At 60.2% G+C, this 17,237-nt stretch carries 21 protein-coding genes and 1 tRNA gene; 17 read left to right on the top strand and 5 right to left on the bottom strand.

Annotated elements, in window-relative coordinates:
* Positions 1 to 6: 6 nt before the first annotated feature.
* The 5 genes from leuD to ACGYLA_RS04475 all read left to right on the top strand — a co-directional run bounded on the left by leuD (position 7) and on the right by ACGYLA_RS04475 (position 4,151).
* A complete protein-coding gene (gene leuD / locus ACGYLA_RS04495) occupies positions 7 to 612 on the top strand; it encodes a 3-isopropylmalate dehydratase small subunit (protein WP_271688771.1) in 606 nt (201 codons plus the stop codon).
* A 277-nt stretch (positions 613 to 889) separates the two neighbouring features.
* Positions 890 to 1,720, top strand: a complete 831-nt coding sequence (locus tag ACGYLA_RS04490; protein ID WP_271688770.1) for a hypothetical protein — start codon at positions 890 to 892, stop codon at positions 1,718 to 1,720.
* Positions 1,603 to 2,709, top strand: coding sequence for an endonuclease/exonuclease/phosphatase family protein (locus tag ACGYLA_RS04485; protein WP_394430649.1), 1,107 nt, complete (start codon positions 1,603 to 1,605; stop codon positions 2,707 to 2,709). Before ACGYLA_RS04490 ends, ACGYLA_RS04485 begins: the two co-directional genes overlap by 118 nt.
* 69 nt (positions 2,710 to 2,778) lie before the next feature.
* Positions 2,779 to 3,885 (top strand): 3-isopropylmalate dehydrogenase, encoded by a 1,107-nt coding sequence (gene leuB / locus ACGYLA_RS04480; protein WP_394430647.1) that lies wholly within the window; start codon positions 2,779 to 2,781, stop codon positions 3,883 to 3,885.
* A gap of 189 nt (positions 3,886 to 4,074) precedes the next feature.
* Positions 4,075 to 4,151 (top strand) — tRNA-Pro (locus tag ACGYLA_RS04475).
* A gap of 57 nt (positions 4,152 to 4,208) precedes the next feature.
* On the opposite strand, the gene ACGYLA_RS04470 is transcribed toward ACGYLA_RS04475, so the two are convergent.
* Together ACGYLA_RS04470 and ACGYLA_RS04465 are read right to left on the bottom strand one after the other, a co-directional pair.
* On the bottom strand, positions 4,209 to 4,967 hold the full coding sequence (locus ACGYLA_RS04470) for a MauE/DoxX family redox-associated membrane protein (protein WP_394430645.1): 759 nt from the start codon (positions 4,965 to 4,967) through the stop codon (positions 4,209 to 4,211).
* A gap of 127 nt (positions 4,968 to 5,094) precedes the next feature.
* Positions 5,095 to 6,492, bottom strand: coding sequence for a sensor histidine kinase (locus ACGYLA_RS04465; protein ID WP_394430643.1), 1,398 nt, complete (start codon positions 6,490 to 6,492; stop codon positions 5,095 to 5,097).
* A 213-nt stretch (positions 6,493 to 6,705) separates the two neighbouring features.
* Here ACGYLA_RS04465 and queC point away from each other — a divergent pair, with 213 nt between their 5' ends.
* The 5 genes from queC (at position 6,706) to ACGYLA_RS04440 (ending at position 9,818) form a co-directional block, all read left to right on the top strand.
* Positions 6,706 to 7,407, top strand: a complete 702-nt coding sequence (gene queC / locus ACGYLA_RS04460; protein WP_394430641.1) for a 7-cyano-7-deazaguanine synthase QueC — start codon at positions 6,706 to 6,708, stop codon at positions 7,405 to 7,407.
* Positions 7,407 to 7,760, top strand: a complete 354-nt coding sequence (queD, locus tag ACGYLA_RS04455; protein ID WP_394430639.1) for a 6-carboxytetrahydropterin synthase QueD — start codon at positions 7,407 to 7,409, stop codon at positions 7,758 to 7,760. Before queC ends, queD begins: the two co-directional genes overlap by 1 nt.
* Positions 7,757 to 8,464, top strand: coding sequence for a 7-carboxy-7-deazaguanine synthase QueE (gene queE / locus ACGYLA_RS04450; RefSeq protein WP_394430637.1), 708 nt, complete (start codon positions 7,757 to 7,759; stop codon positions 8,462 to 8,464). The genes queD and queE overlap by 4 nt, the downstream gene beginning before the upstream one ends.
* 15 nt (positions 8,465 to 8,479) lie before the next feature.
* Positions 8,480 to 8,944, top strand: coding sequence for a preQ(1) synthase (gene queF, locus ACGYLA_RS04445; protein ID WP_067268534.1), 465 nt, complete (start codon positions 8,480 to 8,482; stop codon positions 8,942 to 8,944).
* Between the two features lie 208 nt (positions 8,945 to 9,152).
* Positions 9,153 to 9,818, top strand: a complete 666-nt coding sequence (locus ACGYLA_RS04440; RefSeq protein ID WP_394409554.1) for a L,D-transpeptidase — start codon at positions 9,153 to 9,155, stop codon at positions 9,816 to 9,818.
* A 45-nt stretch (positions 9,819 to 9,863) separates the two neighbouring features.
* On the opposite strand, the gene ACGYLA_RS04435 is transcribed toward ACGYLA_RS04440, so the two are convergent.
* Complete coding sequence (locus ACGYLA_RS04435) at positions 9,864 to 10,136, bottom strand: hypothetical protein (protein WP_394430635.1); 273 nt, start codon at positions 10,134 to 10,136, stop codon at positions 9,864 to 9,866.
* A gap of 78 nt (positions 10,137 to 10,214) precedes the next feature.
* Between ACGYLA_RS04435 and ACGYLA_RS04430 the strand changes: the two genes are divergently transcribed.
* The 7 genes from ACGYLA_RS04430 to ACGYLA_RS04400 all read left to right on the top strand — a co-directional run bounded on the left by ACGYLA_RS04430 (position 10,215) and on the right by ACGYLA_RS04400 (position 16,509).
* Positions 10,215 to 10,712, top strand: coding sequence for a hypothetical protein (locus ACGYLA_RS04430; RefSeq protein ID WP_394430633.1), 498 nt, complete (start codon positions 10,215 to 10,217; stop codon positions 10,710 to 10,712).
* Positions 10,709 to 10,969 carry a hypothetical protein gene (locus ACGYLA_RS04425; protein WP_394430631.1) on the top strand — a complete coding sequence of 87 codons (261 nt, stop codon included), beginning with the start codon at positions 10,709 to 10,711 and terminating at the stop codon, positions 10,967 to 10,969. The genes ACGYLA_RS04430 and ACGYLA_RS04425 overlap by 4 nt, the downstream gene beginning before the upstream one ends.
* A 451-nt stretch (positions 10,970 to 11,420) precedes the next feature.
* Positions 11,421 to 11,684 carry a hypothetical protein gene (locus tag ACGYLA_RS04420; RefSeq protein WP_394430629.1) on the top strand — a complete coding sequence of 88 codons (264 nt, stop codon included), beginning with the start codon at positions 11,421 to 11,423 and terminating at the stop codon, positions 11,682 to 11,684.
* Positions 11,681 to 11,929 carry a hypothetical protein gene (locus tag ACGYLA_RS04415; protein ID WP_394408246.1) on the top strand — a complete coding sequence of 83 codons (249 nt, stop codon included), beginning with the start codon at positions 11,681 to 11,683 and terminating at the stop codon, positions 11,927 to 11,929. The genes ACGYLA_RS04420 and ACGYLA_RS04415 overlap by 4 nt, the downstream gene beginning before the upstream one ends.
* Positions 11,930 to 12,086: 157 nt before the next feature.
* Positions 12,087 to 12,755, top strand: coding sequence for an HK97 family phage prohead protease (locus tag ACGYLA_RS04410; protein ID WP_394430626.1), 669 nt, complete (start codon positions 12,087 to 12,089; stop codon positions 12,753 to 12,755).
* Positions 12,752 to 13,909, top strand: a complete 1,158-nt coding sequence (locus tag ACGYLA_RS04405; protein WP_394430623.1) for a phage major capsid protein — start codon at positions 12,752 to 12,754, stop codon at positions 13,907 to 13,909. Before ACGYLA_RS04410 ends, ACGYLA_RS04405 begins: the two co-directional genes overlap by 4 nt.
* Positions 13,910 to 14,166: 257 nt before the next feature.
* Entirely contained in the window at positions 14,167 to 16,509 is a 2,343-nt protein-coding gene (locus ACGYLA_RS04400; RefSeq protein ID WP_394430621.1) for a hypothetical protein, read from the top strand.
* A 60-nt stretch (positions 16,510 to 16,569) separates the two neighbouring features.
* Here ACGYLA_RS04400 and ACGYLA_RS04395 read toward each other — a convergent pair whose 3' ends face one another.
* Both ACGYLA_RS04395 and ACGYLA_RS04390 read right to left on the bottom strand, forming a co-directional pair.
* On the bottom strand, positions 16,570 to 16,914 hold the full coding sequence (locus ACGYLA_RS04395; RefSeq protein WP_394430619.1) for a hypothetical protein: 345 nt from the start codon (positions 16,912 to 16,914) through the stop codon (positions 16,570 to 16,572).
* Positions 16,915 to 16,931: 17 nt separating this feature from the next.
* Positions 16,932 to 17,183, bottom strand: a complete 252-nt coding sequence (locus tag ACGYLA_RS04390; RefSeq protein WP_394430617.1) for an Arc family DNA-binding protein — start codon at positions 17,181 to 17,183, stop codon at positions 16,932 to 16,934.
* Positions 17,184 to 17,237 lie beyond the last annotated feature (54 nt).

The raw sequence follows: 17,237 nt of genomic DNA, 5'->3' as shown, positions 1-17,237 counted from the left end.
ACCCCGATGGATAAGTTTACAGAAATCACCGGCACCGCGGCTCCCATGCCGCTGGTGAACATCGACACCGACATGATCATCCCCAAGGTCTTTCTCAAGACGATCAAACGCTCCGGCCTTGGCGTGAACCTGTTCGACGAAATGCGCTATGACCGCGAAGGCAACGAAATCCCCGATTTCGTGCTGAACCAACCGCAATATCGCGACGCGCAGATCCTCGTCGCGGGCGACAACTTCGGCTGCGGCTCCTCGCGCGAACACGCGCCTTGGGCGATCCTCGATTTCGGCATACGCTGCGTCATCGCACCCAGCTTTGCCGACATCTTTTACAACAACTGCTTCAAGAACGGCATCCTGCCCATCGCCCTGCCGCAAGAGCAGGTCGACGTGCTGATGAAAGACGCCGAAAAGGGATCGAACGCGCGGATGACCATCGATCTGGAAGGCCAGACCGTGACCACCTCAGATGGTGAGACATTCCCCTTCGAAGTGGACGCCTTCAAAAAGCACTGCCTTCTCAACGGGCTGGACGACATCGGCCTTACGCTCGAAAAAGGTGCCGCGATCGACAGCTATGAGGATTCGCTGGGCCAAAGCCGCCCTTGGGTCTAACGCCCGGCCTGCATGATCAAACTTGTGGGCGCAAACTGCGCGCCCACAAGATGTTGCTGCCTGCCATCAAACCGCCACGGAATTGATGCAAGAAGGCACCACCCCCTCCCTCAAAATACCCCAGTATCCTGCTCTTCTCTTCGCGGAGCCTTGAGGCATGTGCGGAAAGAAGGCAAAAATTGGACCAGAATGAGGCACACCCCATCAACCGGGGGCATCAAGTTGGAACAAGCACGCGGCATCGTATCGCGGCTGGCCAGTTTGAAAGGGCAGAGCAGTGATCGGACGAATGACAGGCGCGGCGACGCGTGGCCTATTGGTGGCGCTATTGATTGCCATCCCGGCGCTTCTCTTGCCGGGGGCCGATGCGGAATCCAGCCAGATCACCGTGCTGCTCGCCTGTATCGCGGCGATCCTGACCTTCATGGAATACAACGCCCGCCAGCCCGGCATCGTCGAATTTCGCGACGCGCCGCCTTTCAATCGGCTCCGCTTCATCAGCCTGCTCTTCACGATCCTCGTCCTCTCGCTTATCGCGCGGGGCCAAACGGCCCCGACCCTACTGACCGGCGCGCTCACCGCGCTTGGCACGATACTGGGCAATGCGCTTGATTTTCCCTATTCCCCGGTGCGCCTCGTGGTGCTGATGATGCCCGCCGACGCCCCTCTCGAGGCGGTCAACCTGATCCGCACGGCGGCGGGACTGGCCTATCTGGTCTCGCTCATCGCATTGGCGACCTTCGTGGTGCTGGTGCGTGTCATGGGCTGGCCCGCACGCCAAGGCGCTTTTAACGTCTGGGTGAACCTGCCACTTTTCGATCCAACCGCTGGGGGCGATGTGCTCTACCGGCTGCAACGGGACGCGCGGATCAACATCGCGCTTGGCTTCCTTCTGCCCTTCTTCATCCCTGCAGTGGTCAAGGCCACCGCCGATCTGCTAGATCCGATCTCACTGAGCAATCATCAAACCATGATCTGGACAATAAGCGCATGGGCATTCCTTCCGGCCAGTATGATCATGCGCGGCATCGCCATGGGGCGGGTGGCCGAGATGATTCACGACAAACGCCGCCGCGCCTACGCCGAAGCGCATATGCAGGCCGCCTGACCCGCTTCCTGCTGGCGCTGCTCCTGCTGACCGGCACCGCGCAAGCCGAACCGCTGCGCATTGCCACCTTCAACACCGAATTGTCGCGCAAGGGGCCGGGCCTGCTCCTGCGCGACATCCTGCGCGGGAATGACCCTGCCGTCGCCTCCGTGATCGAAACCATCGCCAGCGCCGATCCCGATATCATCGCGCTACAAGGCATCGACTACGATCTCGAACAGGCCGCCCTCAATGCCCTCGCCGATGCCCTCTCCGCCGCGGGCGCGCCCTATCCCCACCGCTTCGCCGCGACGCCCAATGCAGGCCGCCAAAGCGGGGTCGACCTCGACGGTGACGGCAGGCTCGGCACCCCCCGTGACGCCCAAGGCTATGGCCGTTTCTTCGGCCAAGGCGCCATGGCGATCCTCTCACGCCACCCGATCCAAGAGGGCGAGTTTCAAGACTTCAGCACCCTCCTCTGGCGCGACCTCCCCGACACACTTTACCCGATGATCGACGGTACCCCCTTCGCGGGCGCCGAAGCCCATGCCACACAGCGCGTCTCCTCCAACGGCCACTGGTCCCTGCCGATCCAAACCCCGGAGGGCCCCGTCACGCTGCTGACATACCACGCCACCCCGCCGGTCTTCGACGGCCCCGAAGACCGCAATGGCCGCCGCAACCATGACGAAACCGTCTTCTGGCTCCACCACCTCGCCGGAAAGATCGGGACGCCCCCGACACCCCTCTTCGTCCTGCTGGGCGACGCCAATCTCGACCCGCAGCGCGGCGACGGGCGCGGCGAAGCCATTGCTGCCCTCCTCTCCCATCCCGCGCTGCAAGACCCTCTGCCGCACCGCCCCACGGTCAACTGGCCCCAAACCGGCCCGATGCGCGTCGACTACATCCTGCCCTCGCGCGACTGGGAAACCAGTGATGCTGGCCTCATCTGGCCCAAGGGCGAAAGCGCCAGCCGCCATGCCCTCGTCTGGGTCGACCTCACCCGCTGACGCCCCCTATCTTGACCCTCCGGAACCCGCAGGCTACCCAATCTCCAACCGTATTTTCAGGAGTTTCCCATGGCCAACCCATCCTTGCTCATCCTCCCCGGCGACGGCATCGGCCCCGAGGTCATGGCGCAGGTCACGCGCATCATCGACTGGTTCGGCGAAAAGCGCGATCTGGCCTTCGACGTAGAGCATGATCTGGTCGGCGGCGCGGCCTATGACAAACACGGCACCCCGCTGCATGATGACACGATGGCCCGCGCCCTCGAAGTCGACGCCGTGCTCTTGGGCGCCGTGGGCGGCCCGAAATACGACGACCTCGACTTCTCCGTGAAACCCGAGCGTGGCCTTTTGCGTCTGCGCAAGGAAATGGACCTCTTCTCCAACCTGCGCCCGGCACAATGCTTTGACGCGCTGGCCGATTTCTCTTCGCTGAAAAAAGACGTGGTCGCGGGCCTCGACATCATGATCGTGCGCGAACTCACCTCCGGCGTCTATTTCGGGGAGCCGCGCGGCATCTTCGAGGAAGGCAACGAACGCGTCGGCATCAACACGCAGCGCTACACCGAAAGCGAGATCGAGCGCGTCGCCCGCTCCGCTTTTGAACTCGCCCGCCGCCGCGGCAACAAAGTCTGCTCCATGGAGAAAGCCAACGTCATGGAAAGCGGCATCCTGTGGCGCGAAGTCACCCAACGGGTCCGCGACGCCGAATACCCGGATGTCGAACTCAGCCACATGTATGCCGACAACGGCGCCATGCAGCTCGTGCGCGCACCCAAACAGTTCGACGTGATCGTCACCGACAACCTCTTCGGCGACATCCTCAGTGACTGCGCCGCCATGCTGACCGGCAGCCTCGGCATGCTGCCCTCGGCCAGCCTTGGCGCACCCAATGCCGATGGCCGCCCAAAGGCCCTCTACGAGCCCGTCCACGGCTCCGCCCCCGACATTGCGGGCCAAGGCAAAGCCAACCCGATCGCCTGTATCCTCAGTTTCGCCATGGCGCTGCGCTACTCCTTCGACCAAGGCGAAGAAGCCGCCCGTCTGGAAAAAGCCGTCGAACGCGCGCTGGCCGAAGGCGCCCGCACCCCCGACTTGATGGGCCCCGAAGGCGGCACCCCCATCACGACCGAGGGAATGGGCGACGCCATCCTCAAAGCCCTCGACGCCAGCCTATAAGAAACTAAGGCGGGGTCTCACGCCCCGCCCCTTCCCCTTCATCCTTTCTCAAATACCCTCGGGGGAGCAGCCGCAGGCTGCGGGGGCAGCGCCCCCAATTCCCCCCGCTTCCCCCAAACGCCACGCAAAATCCCTGCAACTGACCAATTGCCAAACCCGCCAAGCTGCGCTATTGCGCTGCACATCGGTCGGGCTGTAGCGCAGCCTGGTAGCGCACCTGCTTCGGGAGCAGGGGGTCGGAGGTTCGAATCCTCTCAGCCCGACCAGATACCCCCCCCCCCCCACAGCTCCCAAAGCCAGAAACTCGGATCGCTCTGCTCCACTCAGCCGTAGACCTTGAGCAGCATCCAGACCCCCATGCCCAGCATCATGACGTTCTCGGTAAGCGAGACGAACCCAAGCGGCACATTGCTCGACCCGCCGACGCAGGCGCATTTCAGCTCGCGTTTGTCGACATAGACCGCCTTGATCACCGAAACCGCGCCAATTGCGCCGATCACGATCGCCACGGGGGCCGAGAGCCAGGTCAGCGCGCCAGCGGTCATCAGAATACCCGCCAGCGCCTCCCCGAACGGATAGACCTTGCCATAGGGCACCCACCGCTGCGCCAGCAGGTCGTAGTTCAGAAACATCGTCGAGAAGCTTTCGATATCCTGCAACTTCTGAACGGCGAGGAAACACATGGAGATTGAGATGAACCACTCGAAAGCCCGAAGTGTGAAGATGCTGCCGAATGCATACCAAGAGAGCCCCAGTGCCATCAGGAACGCCACGCCGAAAATGGCAATGACGGGCTGATAGCTGGTGTCCGATTGCTCTTCCTTGGGCTTGTCCAAACCGAAATGCACGCGCAGATCGTCGTAGCCGCCGATCCGCTCCCCCTCGATGAAAGTCTGCGGCGTGGTCTCCACACCCTCTTTCGCCATGAAGGCATCGGTCTCTTCGCGGGTCGTGAGGTGGTGATCTTCGACGTGGTAGCCCTGCCGCTCCAGCAGGTCTTTCGATTTCAACCCGAAGGGACAGAGGTGTTGTTCCATCACCATCCGGTAGAGTTTCGCGGTCTTGCCCTGTCCTTCGGCCATCCTAGCCTCCTTTTAGCTTTTCGAACGACGTCTCAAAGGAGGAACAAGTTTCCAGCGTAGGAGAGTTCCGCCAAGGGGCGATTTAGGTGAACCGGCCATCTGCGCAGCACGGCAGGCGCGGCGTCGCTCAGGCCAGTTTGCCCAAATGCGCGGCGGGAATCGTGACTGTCCAGGTCAGGGCGTTCTCGCTGGTCACCGTTTCAGCCGCGCCATTGACCATGGCGGGGGCCAATACGGATAGAACCTTGCTGCCGAAACCGGTGGCTTTTTTGGCAGAAGGGTCAAAGGTAATGCCGGTCTCGATCCATTGAAAACGCAGCCCCCCCTTTTCGGTATGGGACCAGTGGCATTGGATATCGCCGCAGCCGTCGCTCATCACCCCGTATTTCGTGGAATTCGTCGCCAGCTCATGCAGCGCCATGCCGATCAGTTGCAACGCCTGCGGTCCCAAAGCGACAGAGGGGCCATCCACATCCACCGCCTTGGCCTGCAAATGCAAAAACGGGTCCAACTGCGCGCGCACCAATTCGGCCAGGTCCACCGAAGACCAGCCGCCATCGACCAGCAAATCGGTGGAGCGGGCCAGCGCCTGAATACGGGCCCCGAAGGACTTGTTGAACTCCGCGAGAGAGGCCGCCGAACTCGCCGTTTGACGCTGCATCGCGGTGACCAGAGAAAGCATGTTCTTGGCCCGGTGGATGACCTCACGCGAGACGAGATCGCGCACCTCTTCGGCCTTGCGCGTCGCAGTCACATCATGGTGGATGTTCGAGATCGAGACGATATCCCCCGAAAGTGTCCGAATGGGCGTGCAGGCGATGGTGACATGGCGCTCGGTGCCGTCCTTGGCCACGCGCACCGCATTGAACTGGCGCAGCTTGCCGGCCATGATCTGATCGCGATACTCAAGCACCCGCGTCGGCCAATCCGGTGGATACAACAGCTCGACCGACTGGCCCAAAGCTTCCTCTTCCGTATAGCCGTAGAGCCGCTCGGCTGCTGGATTCCAGCTGATGATGCGGCCTTCCATGTCATAGGTCAGGATCGCTTCGCCCGTGGTGGCCACGAGGGCGGCAAAGGTTTCCGCCTGCACATGGGCACGTTCGATATCGTCATGCGCCATGCGGCGCGTCGTGACATTGCGGTGCTGCAACAGCAGGCAAGGCGCGCCTTGGATCGTCAAGCGGTTGGCGTTGAGTTGAAACCAGCGCCGCACCCCCGGCCCATCGCAGGGGTATTCCCCCTCGAAGGAAGTCCCGGTTTTCAGCGCTTGGCGCAGCCCCTCCAGAACCGTTTCCGCCTGCACCACGGCACCCATGGCCGCCGCTTCGCAGATGTCAAAGTAATTGGCCCCGACGTAATGCGTTCCCGCGTCGCCGCCGTTCTCTTCGCAAAACAGTTTCCACGCCATATTGACCGCGACAATCTTGCCGGTGGCGTCAAGAATGACCACCTCATCGGTCATCGCCTCGATCAATTCATAATGGCTGGCGTCGAGCGTGACGCTTTGGGTGCTTTTCAACATAGCCCCACCATAGCGCGAATTCGGCATTGTCTAAAGTTAACTTAGGTTTAATCGTTAAGGCCAAAATCCTTATTTTATCGGGTTTTGGCGGAAACCCTCCTGCCTCTGCGGCGGCTGCCCGCCCGCGCGTGAGGCTTGCAATCCGCGCAAATTCTGAAATAAGCCCCGCCATCCGGTCGCAGCCTACCCGGACATCAAAACAAGGGCCCCAAAATGAAAACACTTGTCATCTGCTCAGGCGGACTCGATTCCGTGTCGCTTGCGCATATCACCGCCGAGGTGCATCACCTCACCCGGCTCGTCTCCTTCGACTATGGCCAGCGTCACCGCAAAGAGGTCGATTTCGCCCGGGCGGCGGCCGAACGGCTGGGCGTGCCGTTTCACCTGATCGACATGCGCGGGATCGGTGCGGCGCTATCGGGTTCCGCCCTGACCGACGATATCGACGTGCCCGATGGGCATTACGCCGAAGACACGATGAAGATCACCGTCGTGCCGAACCGCAATGCGATCATGCTGTCCATCGGCTTTGGCATTGCCGCCGCGCAGGGGGATGAGGCCGTGGCCACCGCCGTGCATGGCGGCGATCACTTCATCTATCCCGACTGCCGCCCCAGTTTCACCCGCGCCTTCGATGCGATGCAGCAGGCCGCGCTCGACGGCTATGCCGATGTGCGGCTGCACACGCCCTTTGTCGAGCACAGCAAGGCCGAGATCGTCCGCCAAGGCGCGCAGCATGGCACGCCCTTCGCTGAGACGTGGTCCTGCTACAAGGGCGGCGCGGTCCATTGCGGGCGCTGCGGCACCTGTGTCGAGCGGCGCGAAGCCTTTCATCTGGCCGAGGTCACAGACCCGACCGTCTACGCCGACCCCGACTATTGGACCACGGCCCTTGCCGCGCAGGGGAAAGGCTGATGTTCCGTATTCGCAAGGAATTCCACTTCTCCGCCAGCCACCAGTTGGGCCACCTGCCCGACGATCATCAATGCGCGCGGCTGCATGGGCACAACTACATCGTTGTGGTCGAACTGGCCGCGGAGACGCTCAATACCGATGGTTTCGTGCGCGATTACCACGACTTGAAACCGCTCAAGACCTATATCGACGATCACTTCGACCACCGGCATCTGAACGATGTGCTGGACGGCCCCTCCACCGCCGAGAACATGGCGAAACATTTCCACGACTGGTGCGCCGCCCGCTGGCCCGAGACCTCTGCCGTGCTGGTCAGCGAGACCCCGAAAACATGGGCGGAATACCGGCCATGACCCTGCGCATTGCCGAGATTTTCGGCCCCACCATTCAGGGCGAAGGCGCGCTGATCGGGGAGCCGACGGTATTCGTCCGCGCGGGCGGCTGTGACTATCGGTGCAGCTGGTGCGACAGCCTGCATGCCGTCGACAGCCAGTACCGCCATAGCTGGACCCCCATGTCGACCGAGGACATCTGGCGCCGGATCCGCAAGCTTTCCAAGGACCAACCGCTGACCGTCTCCCTCTCGGGCGGCAACCCGGCGATACAGGATTTCGGCCCGCTGATCCGCATGGGCAAGGCCGCGGGCTATCGCTTCGCCTGTGAGACCCAAGGCTCCATCGCGCGGCCATGGTTTGCCGATCTCGATACGCTTGTGCTCTCCCCCAAGCCGCCATCAAGCGGTGAGCGTGTCGACTGGGACGCATTCGACGCCTGCCGGACCCTCGGCGCGCAGGCGCGGCAGCAGGTGATGAAGATCGTGATCTTTGACGAGATCGACTACCATTGGGCGCGCGAAGTGCATGCCCATCACCTCGATATCCCACTCTACCTTCAACCCGGGAACCCCGAGGTCGACCCCGCCACACCGGTGGACCCGCAGACGCTGGCCGACCGTTTGGGCTGGCTGACCGACCTTGCCATGACCGATCACTGGTTCGCCCCCCGTATCCTGCCGCAGCTTCATGTCCTGATCTGGGGCAACAAGCGCGGCGTCTGACCGATGGAGACACCCATGTCCGACGACATCTACAGCAATCTCAAACAACTCGGCGGTGAGACCCGCATTCCCGCCAGCCCCGAAGAAGCCGAACTGGAGCGGGTGCCGAACCCACAGGCCGATGTGGCCTATAACGTGCGCTTCACCGCGCCGGAGTTCACCTCGCTTTGCCCGATGACCGGCCAGCCCGACTTTGCCCATCTGGTGATCGACTATGTGCCCGGCCCGTGGCTGGTGGAATCGAAATCGCTCAAGCTGTTTCTGACCTCCTTCCGCAATCACGGCGCCTTTCATGAGGATTGCACCATCTCCATCGCCCGACGGTTGGCCGAGTTCCTTGACCCGCAGTGGCTGCGGATCGGCGGCTATTGGTATCCACGCGGCGGCATTCCCATCGATGTCTTCTGGCAAACCGGCCCCCTGCCCGAGGGCGTCTGGATCCCCGATCAAGGGGTGCCGCCCTACCGCGGGCGCGGCTGACCGGGCCTTCCCTATCTCCTACCCCGCAGCATTCGGGGCGCGCGCCCACCCGCCCGCGCCCGTACTTCCGTGAAAACCGTGTGTTTTAGATCACAATCTCTTCAGCAACCGCCTTCTTCCTTGAACCTCCAGCGAGGAAAGGCCGTTAGTCTCCCATACACGCATACGACCCTGCCCTGCGCAGAGAGGTCAACCACGGAGCGACCACATGCTGACAAGACGTCATTTCATTCAAACCACCACGGCGCTTTTTTCCAGCGCGATTGCCACCCCCTTGATGGCACGCACCCGCCCGAGCGCGGCAGAAAAGGCCGCTTGGGACGCACAAGTCACCCCGGCGGGCTTTGATCCGGCGACCAGCAACCCTTGGGGCGTCCACCCGCGGTTCCTGCCGCAGCGGGTCGTGGCGAATGACAACCTGCGCGTCGGTGACATCCACGTCGATGCGGTGGCACGCTATATCTATCATATCGAAGAGGGCGGCACCGCCATGCGCTACGGCGTGGCGATCGCGCGTGGCAATCTTTATGAGCCGGGCACCTATACGATCAAGCGCAAGGTGCAATGGCCCCATTGGACGCCCACCCAAAACATGATCAAGCGCGATCCCGAGCTTTACGCGGGCCTTGAAGACGGCGTGCCGCCCGGCCCGGAAAACCCCCTCGGCTCGCGGGCGCTTTACCTCTTTGAAGGGAACCGCGACACCTATCTGCGCATCCACGGCACCCCGCAGCCACAAAGCATTGGGGGCCGGGCAAGCTCAGGCTGTGTGCGGATGATCATGGCACATATCAACCAACTCTACCCGAATGTGCAGACCGGCTCGACGGCCTATCTCTATTCGGCGGAAGAAAGCGTTGTTGCCAGCAGCTAAGTTGGAACGAATAACGGGGGCCGCTTGGCGGCCCCCGTTTCTATGTTAGGCTTGGCGTTTGGTGCAGATCGGATTGCCGCCTACCGCCCGCAGCGGCACCAGCGTCGTCTCGACCGGGCCGTTGTGCTGATACCAATAGCAGCCATCCTCCGGCAGCAACCGCGCCGTCGACAGATCTTGGTTCGGCGCGGCAAGGCTCACCACCGCCTCCGGCAGATTGCCCACACGGGCCGAGCCGCCCTGCGGCCCACTCGCCGGTACCGTACATCCGGCAACGGCCAGCAAGACCGCACCGATCACAAAAGTTCCTGTTTTCATCAAAGCCTCTGCCATTCCTGATTATATCTGGGGCAATCTGACAGACCGGATGGGGATTTCAAGGCACAAGGGGGTGAGGTGGTCGGCAGCGCCCTACGCGCCGAATGGCGACCCCGGCAGGAGGCAAACAGCCCCTGTGAAATCAACCCTGTAGATTGTCCAACCCGACCAATCCCCCCCATTGATATCATTGCGGAAAATACCGCGTTGTCCAACCGACAGCGGATCAATCCGCCAAAAGAAAACGCCGCTGCGGCTGGACCCCGCAACGGCGCAAATGATCTTGTAAAACGCGACATTCTACCCGCTCAAGATAGCCTGAAACACCGCTTCGACGCAATGTTGAATTGGGGCGATCCCGATCACATGCGGGCTATGCGGGTGGCCGGTCATGCCCTCACCCTCGGAACGTCTGACGCATGGTTGAGCGCATCGGCGGTATGGGCGGCGCGTCTCAGCGTTCCTGAGCGCGTGGCGCTGGCCTATGCTGCATTGAAGGCGTTGGACGAAGATCAGGCGTATCTCACAGCCTCAGCGGCGATCTTCGGCACCCTGCACGGGGAGGCCGTGCAATGACCTACCATACCCGCCAACCGTTCCAGAAGGCCGCGTCAGGGGCTGAGATAGAGCGTCTGCTGCACCATATGCCAACCGTTGCACAATGGTCTGAGGAAGCTTGGGCTAAGGGGTTTGCTCAATCCGTTTTGAAGCAGTCCCGCCGCAAGGGCTGGACCCCTTCCGCGAAGCAACTGCCCGTCATGCGCGGGCTGGTAAATGACCTGTTCACCCGTGCCAGCGATGGCGAAGGAGAATTCAACCCGATCGAAAGCTAACCGCCCGTTGCGCTGCTGTTGAGCGGCGGTGGCGTAACGGGTGAAGCATCGGCCTGCGTTCATAGTGAGCATACCCATACGGGGCAAATCACAGGACGCGGGTCACGCTCTTAGCTTTTGACCGTCGAGCGATATCGGCGGGGATGATGATCTGGGAACTACCCCACTCCGAGCCAATGCGACCCCTACTGGTCTGGCTCAGAAGCGCGACTAAGGAACCCACCGCCTAGAGCGGGGACCGCACCGGAGCAAAGCTGCGAAGGGCGGGGCTGGAGAAAACCCAGCGGGACAGCGGCTGGCCCACGACACGGGCATCGCGTGGATACAGATCATGGAAGTGTAGGGCTGTCCCCAAGCGAAGGAAAATCCTTTGCGTATGTCGGGGGACAGATGCGGGGGCCGGCTGTGTCCAAAATTAAGAACGTTACAATATAACAAAAGGATGACCTAAATGCATGACAACGATCTAACAGAATTCCAGAGGCACTTCATTCAGCCCATGGTCGAGGAAAACGAAGAGTTTCCGCTGCTGTTCATCGAAATCCTAGCGAACATGGCGGAGGACTCGCCAGAGCTTCAGCAGTTCATGATCGAAGCACTACGGCGCAAAGCCGAGTGGTACCAGCAACAGGCTAACGCCACTCGGACGCTGATCGACCTCAATCAGATCGCAGCCAAAGAAGGGAAGAAACACCGGGAGGGCGACGACCAATGACGGATGCATCGAAGGAAACCCGCAAAGCATGTGATCAGATCATTCACCGGTCGGCAGAACTGATGCTCGAACAAGGGGCGAGTATGGGCATGATGCTGGATCGGATGCTGACATTCTCAGCCGGACAAGCCTGCAAAGTGGATGGCGCATTCCATGCAGCCCAAGCATTCCGCAGCATCGCAGACCAGATTGAAGGCGGCGTTTTTGCCCATCTTGAGCCTGCCCCAGAAGGGAAAGGGCATTGACTATGGATGGTTACAAATGCTACTATCTGAGTGAATTGAGCGGCCACCTTACCGCCAACTCACCTTCGACCGCAGCGGCTACCACACCGCGCACGAAGCGAAAAACACAGACGGACGGGCTTCGGCCTTCCAATTTTCGTATTCAGCGGGTCGAACTATGAGCATCAAACTCCACCACGATCTAAACACCGCCACGGCAACTCAGCTTGATCTCAAGGCTGACAGTGAAGGCCGCATTTCGGGCTATGGCTCGATCTTCGGCAACACCGACCGGCACGGCGAAGTTGTCCAGCGCGGCGCGTTCGCCAAGTCGCTGGCAGACCTAAAGCAGCGCGGCGAAATGCCGGTAATGCTCTGGTCGCATATGCAGGAACAGCCAATCGGGCGTTGGACCTCTATGAGCGAGGACAGCAAGGGCTTGCGGGTCGAAGGGTTCCTGAACCTCAAGACTGAGCGCGGGCGTGACGCTTACGAGCATATCAAAGCGCGGGACGCTGGCGGGCTTTCCATCGGCTACAAGGCATCGAAGGACGGACGGAAGTACGCGGGCGGGGGCATCTTCCATCTGGTCGAAGTCGAGCTTTACGAAGTCTCAATCGTTACGGTCCCGGCGAACCCGGCAGCCCGTATCGAAGGCTTCAAATCTCTCGAAAGCAAATCAGAGGCAATCGACATGCTGCGCGAATGTGGCCTGTCCAAGAAAGCAGCGGCCCGTTTTGCCGCTGGCGGCTGGTCTGCGCTGGCAGACGGTTACGACGAACAGAAACTTAAGCGGCTGGCGGATTCAATCGACGCGGCAACCAACATCATGAGGACACGAGCATGAAACACGACAAGCACATCACACCCGCAGGCAAGGCAATCGAACACCTGCGCACCAAATCCGGCGATCAAGACCCCATCGACATGCTGGCGCAAAAGCTGGGCGATATGATGGACGCTACCAATTCGCGGCTAGAAGGCATTGAGAAGGACACCAAGGGGCTGAGCAACACCCTGGACGATGTTGAAAAGAAGATGCTCCGGCGCGGTGGCGGTGACCCTACACCGCAATCATGGGGCCAACAGTTCATTGCGACCAAGGGTGAAGACCTGAGCGACCTTTCGCAGCGCAACTCTGGCAGCGTTCAGATGAACGTCAAAGCCCTGACCACCGGCGCAACGTCTGGCGGGGCTATCGACGTGCCTATGCGCGATCAGACGAACATGCTGCCCCAGACACGGCTGCCGGTTCGGGCGCTGCTCAACGTCATCGCCACAGACAGCGGCACTGTTGAATATGCCTCGCAGACCACGCGCACGAATAACGCTGCAACGGTAGCAGAGGGCGCGGCCAAGCCTGAAAGCACATACGAGTGGGAACTGAAGAACATCCCCACGCGGGTCATTGCCCACTTCACCAAGGCCAGCAACCAGATCATGTCTGACGCGCCACAGGTGCAGGGCATGATCGACAGTGAGCTGCGATATGGTCTGACATTGGTCGAGGAACAGCAGCTTCTGTTTGGCAACAACACAGGCTCGAACCTCGATGGCCTTACGCCCAACGCAACGGCTTATGATGCGACCACGCTGGCAGGCTACACACCCGCGACCAATATCGACACCATTGGCGTTGGTATCCTGCAATGCACCCTTGCCGACTATATGCCCACAGGCATGGTCCTGCACCCGTCTGACTGGTGGGCTATGCGCTTGCTCAAAGACAATGATAACAAATATCTGTTGGGCGATCCGCAGACAGTTGTTGCGCCTAGCCTGTTCGGGCTGCCCGTCATTGTCACCAAGAGCATGACAGCAGGGTCGTTCCTTGTCGGTGACTTCATGTCGGCAGGGACGCTCTATGACCGGTGGGCACCGCGCGTCGAGGTTGGTTTCGAGAACGACGACTTCACACGCAACTTGATCACGATACGGGCTGAAAACCGTCTGGCACTTGCGGTCAAGAATGGTGACGCGCTGGTCTATGGCACCTTCTAAGGGGTACCGCCCGATAAAAAAATGGAGGGGCGGAATTCGCTTACCGTCTACGGCTCCTCCGTGCGCAATATCTGGTGGCGAAAGCAGGGGTGTCCCCTACCTCGCCCCCAAGCGCCAGATCGGCAGCCTGCAGCCTTGTACGGTTTCCCAAAACGCAGGCCCGTTAGTCAGTGAGTGGGTAAACCCTGACATCGTGCGGCCCTACTCCAAAGGCGGGGCGCGGCACGAAACTTTCACCAGCAGAAGCGAGACAAATCATGACTGAGCAGACTGAGCGTATCGCGATCCTGCTGGAACTTAAGAACGAAGAATTCAAAAAGAACGCCAAAACAGCAGCCGCTCAGATTGACCGCCTTGAGCGCAAGTTCAATCCGCTTGCTGCGGCAGAGGAGCGCATGAGGCGCAAGCAGGATCAGCTTAACGCGGCATTAGAGGCCGGGACGCTGACCACGGCGCGTCACGCCAAGGGCATGGACCTTTTGCAGCGCGAGTATGACCAGACCGTCGATAAGATCGAGCGCACGAGAAGCAAGGTCCTCGCCATGAATAGCACGGTTGCGGCGCAGACGGGTTTCATGGCCCGCAACCGCAACATGTTCCAGCAAGCAGGCTGGCAGGTCGGTGACTTCGCTGTGCAGGTGCAGGGCGGCACATCGGCCCTGACAGCCTTCACGCAACAGGGTTCGCAGTTTCTGGGCATCTTCGGCCCTTGGGGCGCTATCATGGGCGCTGTATTGGCCGTAGGAGCGCCGCTGGCCGCTGTTCTTTGGAACCTTGGTGATGCAACCGAGGAAACCAAAGAAAAGGCCAAGACCTTCGCTGACCGTGTGGGCGAAGCGGACGCGGCGCTTGCAGCAATGTCCGCGACTGCGGCAGACGTGTCTGACCTTGAGGCGCTGCGCAAAAAATACGGCGAGTTGACCGAAGAAGTTCGGGATATGGCGCTGGCGCTGTTTGAGATCGACAAGCGCGAAGCCTTGGAGAAGGTCAGCGGGATCATTGAGGACGTAACCAGCGAAATTGCGAAGGCGTCCGAAGCATCGGCGGGCGTTGTTGCCGCTGCGATGGCTGCTGCAAACACAGACGCGGGGCGAAAGGCTGCTGAAGAAGTTCGACGCCAGATTGATATGCTACAGACCGATATCTCGATGTTTGAGAATACCGGGCAACCTGTTCCTGCTGCCCTTTTTTCCCAATTGGCCGAACTGCGCGAAGAACTTGCGGCGGTAGAAGGCGACTTCGCGAACATCGGTTCGCTGGCGCAGGAAATCAACATATCGCCGGACCTGCTGAACCAAATTTCTCAGGCTCAGTCGGGGCTAGAGGCTGCGCGTGATGCTGGCGACTTCTCTGCAATGGCAACTCAGCTTGGCCTAATCCGTGATCTGCTAGTCGAAGCTGGCGACACAGTTTCGCAAGACGTTGTTGATGGCGTCACGCAGGCGCAGGAGAAGGCCCGCGAAATGGCTGCCCGACTGCAAGAAGGACAAGATGCGGCAGAAGAAATCGCCCGTGTTGACCTCGCCGGGGGCATTTCAGCAGGGGTCGATGAGGCGGCGAAGCTGGCGAAAAACTTCGGCATCGCGCTTAGCTTCGCGCGGCAGATTGCAAAAGAACAGGCAGGGCCGGAAAAGCCCAAGCTTGGCTACAATCTAGAGGGCAGTGGTCGCAACCCGATCCCCAATGACGTGACAAACGCCAATCTCGGCTTTGGCAACCTCATCAACAGGGGGCCATCGCGGACGCGCTTCGATGTGCCTAACCTTTCCGGTTCGGGCGATGTGAGTGGTTTGGAGAGCGGCAGCGGATCGTCCGGCGGTGGTCGGTCCCGTTCGGGCGGTGGTCGTGGTGGACGTGAGCAAGAACCGTTGTTCAGCATTGCTGAAAAGGAACTGGAAAATCTGCAACGTTCTATCGAAATGCTGGGCAAGTCGAAAGAAGAAGTCGCGGCGCTGACCGTCAAGCACAAGCTGCTGGATGAGGCCAAGAAGCGCGGCTTGGATATCACCGACGAACTGCTGCAAAAGATCGACGCCGAAGCGGCCAATGTGGGCAAGCTGGCGGGTGAGTACGAGAACGCCCGCGATAAGATGGCCCAGATGGAGAAGATACAGGGCGAATGGAAAGACAGCATAATTGACGCGGCTATGGGCGGCGCAGATGCGATGGACGCTTTCACGAATAGCCTCAAGCGGGCTGCGCTGGAATACCTGCTCTTTGGTGAAGGCATATTCGCTGGCAAGGGCGGGGGCGGTGGTCTACTCGGCGGCATCATCAGCGCGTTCAGCGGGGCGCGGGCGAATGGTGGCCCGGTGCGCTCTGGTGGCGCGTATCTGGTGAATGAAAACACGCCGAATAGTGAGGTGTTCGTGCCTTCGCAGTCTGGCGGCATCCTCAACGTGCCGCAGGCACAGGCGGCTTTGCGAGGCTCCACAGGTGGCGGGCAGATGGATGTGCGGGTTTACGTCGATGAAAACGGCAGCTGGCAAGCCAAGGTTGAGCAGATCAGCGGCAATGTCTCGGCGAAAGTCACCGATGCAAAAATGAGAGCTAACAGCCGTTCACAGGCAGATACCAAGTACCTAAGAGGTGGCCGCTAAATCGCAGTATACCTGTAAAGCGAAAGAAACTTTTCTTGGGGGGGGTAATCGACAGGTCGGTTATTCCTCCGATTTTCCGCCCTTTACTACCTTTAGATTAAGCCTTTCTTTGGGAGGAACGACGCCAAATTTCTCAATCAATGTTGCGACTCTTTCGGCATACTCCGCCTCCCCGGCATTTAGTCCGAAGTCCCTAAGCTCATTTGCATATCGTTCTAGTAAATCAATCCAGTATTCATTTGATTCTAGGCAGTCAGTTCCACCTTTCTGGAGGAGATCAATAATGCAGTTCTGAGCAAACACCTGTTCCTCAAGAGATTGTACCTGCAATTGTAGTTGGTAAAAGCTGTCCGCCAGAAATTGGATGGCTTCCATAGGTTCATCAAACGTAACGGTCTTCTTCATTCTCGTCGCACCCCATTTTACTTTTCATCTTCGTAGGCCTTTCTAAGCCTTTCCTGCATTTCTCCAAGAAGCTCAATGAACCGTTCTGTAGGGACGTTTTCCAGCCCGCCATGCAGTGACTGTGTTGTCAACGACAGCTCCAACCGATGTACAATTTCAGCGTTCATACTGCGGTTATTGGCTTCTGCCGCCGCCTTAATTTGGTCCCGCATCCCATCTGGAAACCGAACGATGAACTGCTCCTGTTTGCGGCTTGGCGCGTCACTCATGGCCTATCCCTTCGCTATCATCGCCATCTGATATGATTTTTCTCTTGACGCAAT

Source organism: Sulfitobacter sp. 1A13679 (assembly GCF_043557115.1).
GTDB classification, from domain to species: Bacteria; Pseudomonadota; Alphaproteobacteria; order Rhodobacterales; family Rhodobacteraceae; genus Sulfitobacter; species Sulfitobacter faviae.
The sequence above is the reverse complement of the archived record's forward strand: the minus strand, read 5'-3'. Positions and strand labels throughout refer to the sequence as shown.

Coding starts and splice junctions, on each gene's coding strand:
- leuB (WP_394430647.1), top strand. CDS start 2,779: ATGGCCAACCCATCCTTGCTCATCCTCCCCGGCGACGGCATCGGCCCC.
- ACGYLA_RS04400 (WP_394430621.1), top strand. CDS start 14,167: ATGACTGAGCAGACTGAGCGTATCGCGATCCTGCTGGAACTTAAGAAC.
- ACGYLA_RS04425 (WP_394430631.1), top strand. CDS start 10,709: ATGACCTACCATACCCGCCAACCGTTCCAGAAGGCCGCGTCAGGGGCT.
- ACGYLA_RS04390 (WP_394430617.1), bottom strand. CDS start 17,183: ATGAGTGACGCGCCAAGCCGCAAACAGGAGCAGTTCATCGTTCGGTTT.
- queE (WP_394430637.1), top strand. CDS start 7,757: ATGACCCTGCGCATTGCCGAGATTTTCGGCCCCACCATTCAGGGCGAA.
- queC (WP_394430641.1), top strand. CDS start 6,706: ATGAAAACACTTGTCATCTGCTCAGGCGGACTCGATTCCGTGTCGCTT.
- leuD (WP_271688771.1), top strand. CDS start 7: ATGGATAAGTTTACAGAAATCACCGGCACCGCGGCTCCCATGCCGCTG.
- ACGYLA_RS04420 (WP_394430629.1), top strand. CDS start 11,421: ATGCATGACAACGATCTAACAGAATTCCAGAGGCACTTCATTCAGCCC.
- queF (WP_067268534.1), top strand. CDS start 8,480: ATGTCCGACGACATCTACAGCAATCTCAAACAACTCGGCGGTGAGACC.
- ACGYLA_RS04405 (WP_394430623.1), top strand. CDS start 12,752: ATGAAACACGACAAGCACATCACACCCGCAGGCAAGGCAATCGAACAC.
- ACGYLA_RS04440 (WP_394409554.1), top strand. CDS start 9,153: ATGCTGACAAGACGTCATTTCATTCAAACCACCACGGCGCTTTTTTCC.
- ACGYLA_RS04465 (WP_394430643.1), bottom strand. CDS start 6,492: ATGTTGAAAAGCACCCAAAGCGTCACGCTCGACGCCAGCCATTATGAA.
- ACGYLA_RS04395 (WP_394430619.1), bottom strand. CDS start 16,914: ATGAAGAAGACCGTTACGTTTGATGAACCTATGGAAGCCATCCAATTT.
- ACGYLA_RS04470 (WP_394430645.1), bottom strand. CDS start 4,967: ATGGCCGAAGGACAGGGCAAGACCGCGAAACTCTACCGGATGGTGATG.
- ACGYLA_RS04415 (WP_394408246.1), top strand. CDS start 11,681: ATGACGGATGCATCGAAGGAAACCCGCAAAGCATGTGATCAGATCATT.
- ACGYLA_RS04410 (WP_394430626.1), top strand. CDS start 12,087: ATGAGCATCAAACTCCACCACGATCTAAACACCGCCACGGCAACTCAG.
- queD (WP_394430639.1), top strand. CDS start 7,407: ATGTTCCGTATTCGCAAGGAATTCCACTTCTCCGCCAGCCACCAGTTG.
- ACGYLA_RS04485 (WP_394430649.1), top strand. CDS start 1,603: ATGGGCATTCCTTCCGGCCAGTATGATCATGCGCGGCATCGCCATGGG.
- ACGYLA_RS04435 (WP_394430635.1), bottom strand. CDS start 10,136: ATGAAAACAGGAACTTTTGTGATCGGTGCGGTCTTGCTGGCCGTTGCC.